Origin of the sequence: Pseudomonas sp. NFACC13-1 (assembly GCF_900104425.1) — a bacterium.
In the GTDB taxonomy this organism is placed as follows: Bacteria; Pseudomonadota; Gammaproteobacteria; order Pseudomonadales; family Pseudomonadaceae; genus Aquipseudomonas; species Aquipseudomonas fluorescens_AA.
Map to the genome: position 1 here is coordinate 154962 of NZ_FMXV01000002.1, position 14212 is coordinate 169173.

Here is a 14212-nt window from a genome sequence, read left to right on the forward strand (position 1 = left end):
CAAGTCTCCTTTAAAGTGTGCCGATAGTACCCGGGTTGAACACCGCGTCTACCGGGGCAATGCCGTTGACCAGCGGCACGCCGAATTCAGCCTGGCTGATTTCGAACACATCCCCCGGTTGGGTGCGGATGCCGTCGGCGAACGACAGGGTCGCGGTGCCGAAGAAGTGAACGTGCACGTCCCCCGGGCGCAGGAACTGACTGTACTTGAAGTGGTGGAACTCCAGGTTCTCGAGGCTGTGGCACATGTTCGCCTCGCCGCTGAGGAACTCGTTCTGCCACAGCACTTCGCCATTGCGCAGGATACGACTGGTCCCGGACAGATGTTGAGGCAGTTCACCCACGCGAAGTTCCGGGCCAAAACTGCAACTGCGCAATTTCGAGTGGGCCAGGTACAGGTAATTCTTGCGCTCCATCACGTGGTCGGAAAACTCATTGCCCACGGCGAAGCCCAGGCGATAGGGCTTGCCGTCATGGCCGATGACATACAGGCCGCTGATTTCCGGCTCTTCGCCGGCGTCTTCGGCAAAGGGTGGCAGCGGGAACGGATGGCCCGGGCGGACCACGATGCTGCCGTCGCCCTTGTAGAACCATTCCGGTTGTACGCCGGCCTGCCCGGCCTGGGGTTTACCACCCTCCACGCCCCACTTGAAGATGCGCATGGTGTCGGTCATGGTCGCTTCGTCGCCGGCCTGCTGGTGCATCTTGTCCCGGGCCGAGGCGCTGCCAAGGTGGGTCAGGCCGGTACCGCTGACCAACAGGTGCGCCGGGTCCGGGTGGTCCAGCGGTGGCAGGATGCGCAGCTCAGCGAGCAGCTGTGCGTAATCATGACCGGCGCCCAGGCCCAGGCTATCGACCTGCCGTTCAAGTTTCACACCTGCCTCGATGGCCGCCAGCGCCAGCTCGCGCACGGTGCCGGCGCCCTGCACTTCGCGCACCTGATCGCCCTCGACCACACCGACGCGGCGTTCGCCGTTACTCAATTCGAACTGAACTAAACGCATATCTTTCTCCTTGTAAGCAAAACTTGAATTCGGTGCAGCCCCTTGTGGGAGCGAGCTTGCTCGCGATGGCGGTCTGACAGTCGACATCATCGGTGAATGTGAGACTGCTATCGCGAGCAAGCTCGCTCCCACAGTTAAGTGCAGTGGCCTCAGGTACGCGTCGCCCCCCGGGCGCTGGCGGCGAACTGATCCGCCGGTAGCACATGCTTGCGCTCCAGCAGGCGATAGACCACGCCGGTCAACACCAGGCCGAACACCATCACACCGGACAGGAAATACAGCCCCGAGGCCAGGTTGCCGGTGTACTCCTTCAGCGCGCCGATCACGAACGGCCCGATGTAACCGCCCAGGTTGCCCACCGAGTTGATCAGCGCAATACCCGCCGCCGCACTGGCGCCGGCAAAGAAACGCCCTGGCAAGGTCCAGAACACCGCCGTGCAGGAAAACAGCGCGAACGCCACCAGGCACAGCGCCGCCAGTTGCAACACCGGCACCGACAACCAGGCGCTGAGGAACAGGCCGATGGCGCCCAATACATAGAGCACGGCCAGATGACCGTAGCGATCATTCAAGCGGTCGGAGCTGCGGGGAATGATCAGCAAGCCGACGATGCCGAAGATGTACGGCACCGACGAGACGAAGCCGGTCACCAGGTCGCTGCCACCGAACTGCTTGATCAGCGTCGGCAGCCACAGGCCCAAGCCGTAGATACTCAGGGTCACCGGTAGGTAGAACAGCGCCAGCAACAGGACGCGCTTGTCCTTCAGGGCGTGCAGCGGATTGCCGTGGCGGGTCTGGCCGTATTCCTGCAGGTCTTTTTTCAGCTCACCGGTCAGCCAGTCCTTCTCGGCCTGGTCCATCCATTTCACTTGTTGCGGACCATCCGGCAGGTAACGCAGCACCGGCCAGGTCAGCAGCACCGCCGGCAGGCCGATGACGATGAACAGCCACTGCCAGCCGTGCAGGCCGAGGATGCCGTCCATGCCCAGCAAGCCGCCGGACACCGGGCCGGTGATCATCATTGCAATAGGTTGGGACAGAATGAACAGGCCCAGGATCTTGCCGCGATGGCGTACCGGGAACCATTGGGTGATGTAGTACAGCACGCCCGGAAAGAACCCGGCTTCGGCCGCGCCCAACAGAAAGCGCATGACATAGAAGCTATGCGGGCCCTGCACGAACGCCATGCCGATGGTGATGGCGCCCCAGGTGATCATGATGCGGGCGAACCAGCGCCGGGCACCGAAGCGCTCCAGCATCAGGTTGCTGGGGATCTCCAACAGGAAGTAACCGATGAAAAACAGCCCGGCACCCAGGCCGTAGGCGGCATCGCCGATACCGATGTCGGCGCCCATGTGCAGCTTGGCGAAGCCCACCGCGGAGCGGTCCACGTAGGCGATCAGGTATAGCAGGATCAGGAAGGGAATCAGTTTTAGCGTGATGCGACGAATAAGCCGCAATTCCTGGCTCATGGGACCGGTCTCCGATTGTTGTTGTTATGGAACCTCGGGGGATTTCTCTCGCGAATGACCGCCAGGACAACCCCTCCGTTGAATCGGACTATATAGTAATACTATTTACCCAACAACACTTCCAAAGCGCGCAATTTGCGCTTATGTTACGCTCAAGCTCGAACAATATAGTCATACAATAAGAGAATCGATCATGTCTGATAAGAAACCCTCCCTGCGCTCGGCCCAATGGTTTGGCACCGCCGACAAAAACGGCTTCATGTACCGCAGCTGGATGAAAAATCAGGGCATCGCCGACCATCAGTTCCACGGCAAGCCGATCATCGGCATCTGCAACACCTGGTCGGAACTGACGCCGTGCAACGCGCACTTCCGGCAGATCGCCGAGCACGTCAAGCGCGGCGTGATCGAAGCCGGGGGCTTCCCGGTGGAATTCCCGGTGTTCTCCAACGGCGAATCGAACCTGCGCCCCACCGCCATGCTGACCCGCAACCTGGCGAGCATGGACGTGGAAGAAGCGATTCGCGGCAACCCGATTGACGGCGTCGTGCTGCTCACCGGTTGCGACAAGACCACCCCTGCGTTGCTGATGGGCGCCGCCAGTTGCGACGTCCCGGCCATCGTCGTCACCGGCGGGCCGATGCTCAACGGCAAGCACAAGGGCCAGGACATTGGCTCCGGCACCGTGGTCTGGCAATTGAGCGAACAGGTCAAGGCCGGCACCATCACCATCGACGATTTCCTCGCGGCCGAGGGCGGCATGTCCCGCTCGGCCGGCACCTGCAACACCATGGGCACGGCCTCGACCATGGCCTGCATGGCCGAAGCCCTCGGCACCTCCCTGCCCCACAACGCGGCGATTCCGGCCGTGGATGCACGGCGTTATGTGCTGGCCCACATGTCCGGCATGCGCGCCGTGGAAATGGTCCGTGAAGACCTCAAGCTGTCGAAGATCCTGACCAAGGAAGCCTTCGAAAACGCCATCCGCGTCAACGCCGCCATCGGCGGTTCCACCAACGCGGTGATCCACCTCAAGGCCATTGCCGGACGCATCGGCGTGCAGCTGGACCTGGATGACTGGACCCGCATCGGTCGCGGCATGCCGACCATCGTCGACCTGCAGCCGTCCGGGCGCTTTTTGATGGAAGAGTTCTACTACGCCGGCGGTCTGCCCGCCGTGCTGCGGCGTCTCGGCGAGGCCAACCTGATTCCCAATCCGAATGCCCTGACGGTCAACGGCAAGAGCATCGGCGAGAACACCAAGGACGCACCGATCTATGGCCAGGATGAGGTGATCCGCACCCTGGACAACCCGATCCGCGCCGACGGCGGTATCTGCGTGCTGCGCGGCAACCTGGCGCCACTGGGGGCGGTGCTCAAGCCGTCCGCCGCCACCGCCGAACTGATGCAGCATCGCGGTCGCGCCGTGGTGTTCGAGAACTTCGACGAGTACAAGGCCCGGATCAACGACCCGGAACTGGACGTGGATGCCAACTCGATCCTGGTGATGAAGAACTGCGGGCCCAAGGGTTATCCAGGCATGGCCGAAGTGGGCAACATGGGCTTGCCGGCCAAGCTGTTGGCCCAGGGCGTGACGGATATGGTGCGGATTTCCGATGCGCGCATGAGCGGCACCGCCTACGGCACCGTGGTGCTGCACGTGGCACCGGAAGCAGCGGCCGGCGGACCTCTGGCGGCGGTGAAGGAAGGCGACTGGATTGAGCTCGACTGCGCCAGCGGCCGCCTGCACCTGGACATCCCGGACGCCGAACTCGCCGCGCGCCTGGCCGACATCGCTCCCCCGCAGCAACTGCTGGTGGGTGGCTATCGCCAGCTGTACATCGATCACGTGTTGCAAGCGGACCAGGGTTGTGACTTCGACTTCCTGGTGGGCTGCCGCGGCGCCGAAGTACCACGCCACTCCCACTGACCCCATCCATCCCCTGTGGGAGCGAGCTTGCTCGCGATGGCGGTGTGACAGCCAACTTAGATGTTGAATGTTCAACCGCTATCGCGAGCAAGCTCGCTCCCACAGTAGGTCGGCGTCAGCATTGAATCGCACTAGCGACCCGCCATCGCCGCGCCTGCTATCATGCGCCACACTCCCCTCGCACAGGATCGCGCCGCGCCCCATGGATTACCGTAAACCCTCCGACCGCAAGAGCATGCACGCGCGCATCGTCCAGGAACTGGGCATGCAGATCGTTTCCGGGCGCTTCAAACCGGACGATAAACTGCCCGCCGAAGCCTTGTTGTGCGAAGAGTATGCGGTCAGCCGCCCGGTGCTGCGCGAGGCCACGCGGGTGCTGGTCGCCAAGGGCCTGGTGTATTCGCGTCCGCGCGTGGGCACGGTGGTCAAGGCCCGGCGGGAATGGCACATGCTCGACCCGGACGTGCTGCATTGGTTGATGCAGAGCAGCCCGCAGAATGAATTCTTCAACCTGCTGACCAGCGTGCGCAGCATCATCGAGCCGGCCGCCGCCGCCCTCGCCGCCCAGTTCGCCGACGAGGCCGACATCGCCGCCATCCGTGAAGCCTACCAACGCATGGAAGCAGCCCCGACCCCCGAGGCCGTGCTGCAACCGGACCTGGACTTCCACAGCCGCATCGCCGACGCCACCCACAACGACCTGCTCGCCAACCTCTGCAACATGTTGTCGGTGGCCATCGCCGAAGCCCTCAAGCACTCCAACCAGCGGCCCAACCTGCACGAGCTGGCGATGCCGCGCCACAAGGCGATCCTCACCGCCATCGAGAACCGCGATGCCCTCGGTGCCCGGCACGCCACCCTGGTGCAACTGGACGATGCCCGTAGCGCGCTGAACGTCGTGCTGGGCAACGATCCCGCCTGATAAGGTCAGTGCTGTGGGAGCAAAGCTTGCTCGCGACAGTGGACTGGAGTGCGCCCCATCGCGAGCAAGCTATGCTCCCACAGGGTCGTGGCTTGACTGAGCAGCTTTGCTCCTACGAGGTTTGGCTTGACTGACTGACCGGCATTGTCCTCAGCGGGTGGTATTTATGTACCACCCGCACCACAGCGAGAAGTCGATACTTTTCTCGCCGTCATTCCGACGGCCATGTTTTGTGAAAAGGACTTCTCATGACCGCTCCCTCCTCCGCAGACTCCATCCCTGCGTTGACGCAAAACGTCAGCCTGCAATTCGCCAACCATCCGACCTTCGAACAGATCGTGCAACGCATGCTCGAACAAGCGATCAAGCGAACATACCCCTGGCTGGCCATCGACTTGCCCACGGTCCAGCTGGCGACTCCAGACGCCACTGGACATGCCTGGAAATTCCAGCCGTTCATGCCCGTGGTGCTCGATCACCTGGCCGTTGGCACACCCGTGGATTTCAGCCCACGGGGCAACCTGGATTGTTTTCTCTCCGACACCCCACCGCACCGGCTCCGGGCAGGCAACCAGGAAGTGGACATCCAGGTCATCAAGAACTCGTTGCTGGAACTGGCCTGGAGCGTACCGCTCGGGCTGGAGGATGCGCTGGTCCGTTACTGGGGCGACGACATTGACGCAACCGGTGCGAACAGCCACGGCAACCGCTGGCGCTGGCTCAGCGATGTGCTGAGGAACATGCTGAGCATCCACGGGCTGCAACAGCCCGGGCTCGCTGACACGGCCCGCGAAACCCTTGACCAGGTCGTCCGTTGGCCGGACCGGGAGCGACGCTTTCGTCTCGCCCCACAGGCGCCTGTGTACGCCTACAACCTGGAAACCCGAATCACCCGAGGCACCACCCGCACCGTACTGGTCGGCAGCGAAATCCTCCTGGTCCGCGCCACGAAAGGCACCACCGACTTGCTGCTGTGCAGCCCCGGCAGCGCCGTGCAATCCTTTGCCTCCCTGGAAGCCTTCAACCGGCATTGGGGCGCATCGATCGCCAGCCGTTACACCGTCGACACCGTCACCTGCCAGCGCTACGAGATAAGCGGCGACGTCTTCGAGAGCCAGGCGGCAATGCTGTTGGAGCAACAACTGGCCGACCTGAAGGCTGTGCAGCTGCCCGCCGGGATCGACCTGCAAAACCTGAAGAACCTCTACAACGACTTGAGCGACCCGGCTCGCTACCTGCTGGAAGCCCCGCGACTCTCGCCGCAAACTTCGGCACGCCTGGCTCCCTTGCTGCCCCGTTGGCTGAAAAAAAGCGCCATCGCCGACCAGACGACGCTCCAGCGCTACAGCCTGGCCCTGGCCAGTGCCAAAAAACGCCACCAGGGCCAGACCTTCCTCAGCGGCATCGAGGACATCAAGGCCTTCACCGCCAGTGCCTTGTCCAGCGCCATGGGACAAACGAACGGCAGCAGCCCGGACAAGGTGCCGTCGAGCCAATACCGACCCGACGATGTGCTGCTGAACTTCACCGTTTCCGCAGGCTATCCCGGGACCATCGGCCTCAGCGAGAAGCGGCAGATGAGCCTGACCGAACTGGCCATCCACAATCTCGTCGCCCGCCCCAGCGGCCACTTCACGCTCAGCCATCGCCTGGGCCTGACGCTGCCGACCTGGTTGACCCCGGACTTCGTGACCGGGCTGGTCGAACAGGTCGACATTGGCACGACCTATCCTCGCTACCTGCAACAGCACCTGCTCGGTAACTCGTCCCAGGCAAAGAACCGCCAACGGATGTTCGCCGAACAGATCCCTGCGCAACTGGCCCTCGACGCGCTGAAACAGCGGTTGAACAACGAAAACGGCATGACCCTCCAAGGCCTGCGCCTGCTGGAAGCCGTTCTACAACCTGACGCGGCGAGCCAACAGGTCAACGGTTGTCCGGTGGTCATTCGCCACCTGGGTTTGGTGCGCAAGCCCCAGGCCCAGCCCGATACCGTGACCAATATGTTCCTTATCGAAGCGCAGGACACCACCACCGGCCCGCACCTGCTGTATCGGCCGCTTTACGCCCCTGCGCTGCAAGAGTTCCCGTCACGGGAAGCGCTGTTCCAGGCCATTGCCGCCGCCGGGGATCTGCAGAACAGCGTCCTGACCTGGCTGTCCGACGCCGCCCGCCCGGTGTACGCCAACGGCGGTTTCCTGGAGCCACACATCGTGCGGTTCTTTCCCGGTGATGAGTTCAGCGTCCCCGACAAACCCGCTCCGGCCACACTCGCCACGCAGGACACCCACGACGAACTACTGCAAGCGCTGCACAACGGTGAGCTGATGCAGTACCTCTATGGCTGCAACGCCCAGGCCCTGGTCACCCAGGCCGACCGGGACTCGGTGTCCAACCGCGAGAGCCGCTGGGCCGTGTTGCTTCGGGGCGGCAGCCTGTTGTTCAACACATTGCTGTTCCCTTTGCTGCGCGGCCCGGTCATGACCACTGCCTGGCTATGGAACCTGATGGCCAGCGCCCAACAGGACATTCCAGCCTTGATCAGCGAGGATCCGGTGGCACGGGAGCTGGCCGCCGTCGATCTGCTCGTCAACCTGGCCATGCTGGTGAGCCAACTGCCCACCGGTCATGCGCCGGTCACCCGTGAGGCGGTGGCCCCATCGTTGAAGGAGCAAGCCATGCGTCCCCCGGCGCCACGCACCGTTGCCGAGCAGTGGCCCGCGCCGGCACCGCCCACCGTCGTGGAGGGAACCATCGCCGTGCCTGGCGCCCACGCCGATGCCGCCAGTAGACGCCTGGACTTCAGCTTCGCCAGCGCCGGCCAGCGCCTGACACCGGAACAACGCACCCGGCTGCTGCGCTTGCAGGCATCGCGCCCTTCGGCAATGCCCGAACCCATCGGATATGGCCCGTACAAGGGTTTGTACGTGATCGACAAAAAATGGCATGCCGAGGTGGATGACGTTCTGTATCAGGTCAACCCTGAAGCGGACGGCAGCGCGACCATCGTCGACCCGCTCGCCCCCAGCCGGAACGGTCCGCCGTTGAAAACCGACAGCCAGGGCCACTGGTTCCTCGATCTGCGTCTGCGCCTGCTGGGCGGCTCTCCCCCCAAACGGTTGCAAGCACAGCGCGACCTCAATCTGGAGCGGAGGTGGGTACTACAAGAGGAATACAATCAGGTGGTCAAGGGAGACGCAGCTCGAAACAGAGCCCTGCAAATTGCCCAGGAAGTGATGATCAGGCTCGATAGCGGAAGGGACTATACCGAGGCACAACGCACGGCGAAGCGCAAAGTTTACTATGACCTGCTCCAGGAACAGACCGACCTTTATCTGAAGCTGGTGAACAGCGCGCCCGAGCGGGCCAGCCTGGGTATCGAGCTCTCCCCGGCAGACTTGCGCGGGATGTTGGAAAACGTGGTGAACAATGCCCGGAAGGCCGTCATAGTCACCGAAAATCAACGCACGGCCATCATCAATGCCCATCCTCAGTTTCAAGGGGAGGTCAATCAGATGGAGGCTGTCGTCACTAACCTGCAGGACTACCTGAAGTATCTCGGCACCCTGAGCGATCTCAATGATCAGGCGATCCATTGGCTGGAGCTCAAGGACGATTTTCTCGAGCGATTATTGAATCTGGATGAGGCCGGGGCCCAGGCGTTCGAGCGCCTCACCAGTGACCGGCCGCTCGACGAAATAAATTCAATCAGCAGCAAAGCCATGCAATTCGCTACGCTTCCGATGCTGTCGGTCAAAAACTCCAGTTCCAACCTGTCCGAGAGCCTGCTGCGCATCGTCGTGCCCTTGGGGGAACAAGTGCGCTCCCATTGCGAACTGCGGATGTATGAACTCCCCCCCTCGGAACAGCTGGAGGTACTGACGAGCCTGACTGAGCAATATGGCAAGTCCTTGGATGCCTTACAGGGAGTCAAGACGCTCTACGCCGACAATCTCAACGAATCCTATTTCGACAAGTTGCTCAAGCTGATCGAGAGTCTTTACCAAGAGGTCTCCGGCAAACTCGCCGCAGAAATCAAGCCCGAGCCAAAGCCGCGCAGGCGTGCGCCAAAACAGTCCAGGGTGCCCGCCGGACGCCCACAGAAAAAGGTGATCAGGACCCGCAACCGTGGCGTCCTGATCGGTGACTTGAAGCCGGCCGGCACGGCCCTGCCGATTGAAGTCGTCGAGCTGCGCTTCAACGATACGCTACTGGCCACCTACTCGCGTCACGACGATGTGTGGGATGCCGTCGATATACGCAAACCAACCCCGGCCCCCAAGACGAGATCGGTCAAGGCGATCAAGAACGATGCGCGCAAACTGCTCGCAGAATTGGACGAACGTCTGCGCCGCGCTGAAAGCTACAAGAAACACTGCCGCCATCCCCAGGAAATCGAGGAGATCATGAACAATGAGGCGGGTCGTTTTCGCAAGCTTGCCGAGGAGTTCGACCGGGCATTGGCCGCATCGAAAACCCCGCGCACCCCGGCAGACGAGGCACTGAGTCAACAGTTGTCAGACGCAGTCTCCAGCCTGACCACCAAAGGCAGTGCCCTGCGCACCGAATTGAGCCTGCAATTGCCGCCTACCGACGGCAACCTCCGGTTCCTGTTCGAAAAGAACCTGATACAAGTCGCACGGCTCGGGGATCGCAAGGCCTTGAAAGGAAGCCGACAGGATTTCCTCCAGGAATACGCCATCAACGACCGTGACGGTTTTCCCCTCTGGTATGCCCATTTTCACTACGAAACGGCTGACACACCGAAGGACAATTTCAGCGTCGCGCACCTGAAGACCAAGGAACAACGCAAGGAGCACTACCACTCACTGCTGGCCAAGGCCACCAGCCCTTATGCGGTGGTGAACGTGCATCGAGGGCAGCTCAGCAAGTCGTTGGCGCAGAGCAAGTTCTTGCCCTTGGCGCCTTGATGGCCAGGGCTTACAGGCTGGAGTGATCAGTCGCTGAGCGCGAGAAAAAACCTGTGGGAGCGAGCTTGCTCGCGATGGCTGACGGACAGTCAATACCTTCATTGACTGTCACACCGCTATCGCGAGCAAGCTCGCTCCCACATGGGTTCACCCCCAGGGCTGTGCTGGGCAGGTTCCGCCCCTCATCAATGGGCAAACAACGAGTTGCCCTTCTGCCCCGCCAGTTTCTCCGGCTTGATCAGGAAGCGCGCCAGCGCCGGCAGCAGCCACAGCGCACCGAACATGTTCCACAGCAGCATGAACGTCAGCATCAAGCCCATGTCGGCCTGGAACTTGATGGCCGAGAAGATCCAGGTGCACACGCCGATGGCCAGGCACAAACCGGTGAACAGTACCGCCTTGCCGGTGGATTTCAGCGTCTGGTAGTAAGCCTCCTGCAACGGCAACCCGGCCCGCAGGAAGCTTTCCAGGCGGCTGTAGATGTAGATGCCGTAGTCGACGCCGATCCCGACACCCAGCGCGACCACCGGCAGCGTCGCGACTTTCACACCGATGCCCATGAAAGCCATCAGGGCGTTGCCCAGTACCGACGTCAGCACCAGCGGCAGCACGATGCACAGCGTCGCCGCCCAGGAACGGAAGGTGATCATGCACATGGTCGCCACGCAGATGTACACCAGGATCAGAATGGTCAGTTCCGATTCCTTGATCACTTCATTGGTGGCCGCCTCGATGCCAGCGTTACCGGCGGCGAGGAGGAACTCCAGGCCATCGCGGTTGTTTTCCTTGGCGAAGTCCTGCACCGCCTTCACCGCGCGGTCCAGGGTCTCGGCCTTGTGGTCGTTGAGGAACACCAGCACCGGCGCCAGGGAGCAGCTGTTGTTGTACAGGCCATCGGCCCGGGCGATGGAGTTGTTCAGCACATCAGGGTTGCGCGACAGGGTCTCCCATTTCAGGTTGCCCTCGTTCATGCCCTTGATCATTTGCTTGGATACGGTCACCAGGGAAATCGCCGACTGCACACCCTCGGTGTTCTGCATCTTCCACATCAATTCGTCGATGGGGGCCATGGCTTCATAGCGCGAGCAGCCTTCGGCCTTGGTCTTGACCATCACCACCAGCACATCGGAGCTGGTGGAGTAATTGCTGATGATGAAGTTGTTGTCCTGGTTGTAGCGCGAGTCCGGACGCAGTTCCGGCGCGCCCTGGTCCAGGTCGCCGATCTTCAGGTTCTGGCTGTACCAGAGGCCACCGCCAAAGGCGATCACCGCCAGGGCGATGGACACCGGCGCGACCTTGGCGCTGGCGAAGTTCGACAGCAGGCGCCAGAACGGATGTTCGCGGGTCGCATCTTTCTTGCTGCGTTCGACCGCACGCTTGCTGATGCCAACGTAGGAAATCGCCACTGGCAGCAGGATCAGGTTGGTGAACACGATCACTGCCACGCCGATGGAGGCGCCGATGGCCAGTTCGCGGATCACGCCGATGTCGATGATCAGCAAGGTGATGAAACCCACGGCGTCCGCCAGGATCGCGATCATCCCCGGCAGGAACAACTGGCGGAAGGTGCGCCGCGCCGCCGTCAGGGCGTTGTCCGCCTCGCTGGACTGCAAGGCGATGCCATTGATTTTCTGCACCCCGTGGGAAATGCCGATGGCGAAGATCAGGAACGGCACCAGCATCGAGTACGGATCCAGGCCGAAACCGGCCGCGTGCATCAGCCCCAGTTGCCAGACCACCGCCACCAGGGTGGTGGCCAACACCGCCACGGTGCTGCGTATGCAGTTCGTGAACCAGTACAGCAGGACCAGGGTGATGACGAAGGCCACGCCGAAGAACAGCACCACCATGACCAGGCCGTCGATCAGATCACCGACTTTCTTGGCGAAACCGACGATATGGATCTGCACATTCGGGTTCTGGGCCTCGAACTTGTTGCGGATCTTGTCTTCAAGCTCGTGGGAAAACTTCCGATAGTCGAGGGCGAGCAATTTGCCCTGGTCCTGCGGGTCGGGATAGGACTCCAGTAGCGGGATGTCGATGATGCTCGACTTGAAGTCGTTGGCCACCAGGCGCCCGACCTGGCCGGACTTGAGCACGTTGTTGCGCAGCAGGTCGAGGCTGTCGGCCGAGCCGTTGTAGCTCTGGGGGATCACCTCGCCGCCGGCGAAGCCCTCCTCCGTCACTTCGGTCCAGCGCACGCTGGGGCTCCACAACGACTTGAGCCCGGAACGGTCGACACCGGAGATGTAGAAGACCTCGTCGTGGATCTGGCGCAGGGTCTCCATGTAGTCCTTGGAGAAGATGTCGCCATTGGTGGCTTCCACGGAAATGCGCACCGTGTTGCCCAGGTTCGCCAGGTCGTTGCGGTGCTCGAGCATCTTCTGGATGAAGGGGTGCTCGAGGGGGATCATTTTTTCGAAACTGGTGGAGGGGCGGATCAGCGTGGCCTGCCAGAACAGGAAGATGCTGACCAGCAGGCAAATGACGATCACTGCCGGGCGGTTGTTGAAAATCAGGCGCTCGAGGAACGTCGCCTTGTCTTGATGATGACTGCTCATGGGGTCCGCCTTCTTGTTTTTATGCCCGTCTTGCAGGCCTGACTCATTTGCTCAGTTCGGCGCCGGTGGAGGTGGTGGCGCGCACGCCGCCTTGCCCCGCCAGGATCAGGTTGCCGTTGCCTGCCGCCGTGACGGCCGCCACGGAGATTCGGTCCGGACGGTTGAACACGCTGAAGGTCTCGCCATCGTCGGTACTGCGCACCACACTGCCGCCGTTGCCGACAATCACGATGGAACCGTCCTCCAGCAGTGTGGCGCCCGACAGGCCGAATTCCAGGCTGCCCCGGGCGGCCTTGAGCTCGACCTGTTCCCAGGTGTCGCCAAAATCGGTGGAACGGTACAGGTTGCCGCGCAAGCCGTAGGCCAGCAGCGTCGAAGGCTGGGCGGTGCCGATGACCCCGAACAGCGAGCCTTCGTACGGGCCTTCGACCTTCTCCCAGGTCTGCCCCCCATCGGCGGAGCGGAACATGCTGCCGGCCTCGCCGACAATGAACAGCCCGGCGTCTTTCACGGCCGCGATTGCGTTGAGGTGGAACTGGTCTTCGTTTTCGAGGCGGTCGCTGGCGTCTTCCCAGTGCTTGCCGCCGTCGGTGGTTTCCAGCAGCGCACCGTACGCCCCCACGGCAAAACCGTTGCTGGCGTCCTTGAACCAGACATCCAGCAGCGGCGCTTCACGGGTGAGGTCTTCGTATTGCTTGGTCCAGGTGCTGCCACCGTCGTCGCTGGCGAGGATCTGCGCGTCGTGCCCCACGGCCCAGCCGTGCTTGTCATCGACGAAAAATACCGCGGTGAGCAGTTGGCGGGTCGGCACCTTGGCCTGGGTCCAGGACGTGCCCTGGTCGTCGGAATAGACAATGTGCCCACGATCGCCGACCGCCACCAGGCGCTGGCCGGCATGGACCACATCGAGCATCAGGGTTTTGCTGGCCTTGGCCGATTCGACGGAATAGATGACATCGGACGTCGACGCCGCAACGGCCATCGCCGGTGCCGACAACACCGCAGAGCCCAGCAGCGAGAGCGCCGAAGCCAGCAACGCGATTCTGCGCAGCAGCGGCGGCCGGCAGCGGCCCACAGCCATGACAGGCTCACTCATAGACCTTTCCCCCATTATTATTGTTATGGCTTGGTACGTTGCCAGTCCTGGAGCATAGCCCTGAAACCTGCAATCTAGAGCCACTTCGGAAGCTGGCCTATCCTATCGGGCTTTCGAAAGGTCTGACAATCGACGCCGCGTTATCTTTTGTTAACCAGGGGGGTTGGCGCTGGGGGTGAATGGCGGGGTATTCGGTGGGGTGATAAGCGAGTATTTCAGAATAAGCATGGTGGTGCGCCCAATCGCGAGCAGGCTCGCTCCCACAGTAGATCTTCAGTGAGTGATCATCCGAGATCC

At 62.1% G+C, this 14212-nt stretch carries 7 protein-coding genes; 3 read left to right on the forward strand and 4 right to left on the reverse strand.

Annotated elements, in window-relative coordinates; all coding sequences use genetic code 11:
- Positions 1-10: 10 nt before the first annotated feature.
- Together araD1 and BLQ55_RS03150 are read right to left on the reverse strand one after the other, a co-directional pair.
- The gene (araD1, locus tag BLQ55_RS03145; protein ID WP_092252325.1) at positions 11-1003 is read right to left on the reverse strand and encodes an AraD1 family protein; all 993 of its coding nucleotides are present in this window, start codon (positions 1001-1003) and stop codon (positions 11-13) included.
- A 149-nt stretch (positions 1004-1152) separates the two neighbouring features.
- Positions 1153-2475, reverse strand: a complete 1323-nt coding sequence (locus BLQ55_RS03150) for an MFS transporter (RefSeq protein ID WP_060741990.1) — start codon at positions 2473-2475, stop codon at positions 1153-1155.
- A 193-nt stretch (positions 2476-2668) separates the two neighbouring features.
- Here BLQ55_RS03150 and BLQ55_RS03155 point away from each other — a divergent pair, with 193 nt between their 5' ends.
- The 3 genes from BLQ55_RS03155 to BLQ55_RS03165 all read left to right on the forward strand — a co-directional run bounded on the left by BLQ55_RS03155 (position 2669) and on the right by BLQ55_RS03165 (position 10258).
- Positions 2669-4405: an IlvD/Edd family dehydratase gene (locus BLQ55_RS03155; protein ID WP_092198223.1), complete on the forward strand. Its 1737-nt coding sequence runs from the start codon at positions 2669-2671 to the stop codon at positions 4403-4405.
- A gap of 202 nt (positions 4406-4607) precedes the next feature.
- A complete protein-coding gene (locus tag BLQ55_RS03160) occupies positions 4608-5327 on the forward strand; it encodes a FadR/GntR family transcriptional regulator (RefSeq protein ID WP_060741988.1) in 720 nt (239 codons plus the stop codon).
- 248 nt (positions 5328-5575) lie between these two features.
- Positions 5576-10258 (forward strand): dermonecrotic toxin domain-containing protein, encoded by a 4683-nt coding sequence (locus BLQ55_RS03165; protein ID WP_092252327.1) that lies wholly within the window; start codon positions 5576-5578, stop codon positions 10256-10258.
- 185 nt (positions 10259-10443) lie between these two features.
- Here BLQ55_RS03165 and BLQ55_RS03170 read toward each other — a convergent pair whose 3' ends face one another.
- Both BLQ55_RS03170 and BLQ55_RS03175 read right to left on the reverse strand, forming a co-directional pair.
- Positions 10444-12819, reverse strand: a complete 2376-nt coding sequence (locus BLQ55_RS03170) for an efflux RND transporter permease subunit (protein WP_092252329.1) — start codon at positions 12817-12819, stop codon at positions 10444-10446.
- Positions 12820-12862: 43 nt separating this feature from the next.
- Positions 12863-13915: a WD40/YVTN/BNR-like repeat-containing protein gene (locus tag BLQ55_RS03175; protein ID WP_092252331.1), complete on the reverse strand. Its 1053-nt coding sequence runs from the start codon at positions 13913-13915 to the stop codon at positions 12863-12865.
- Between the last annotated feature and the right edge of the window lie 297 nt (positions 13916-14212).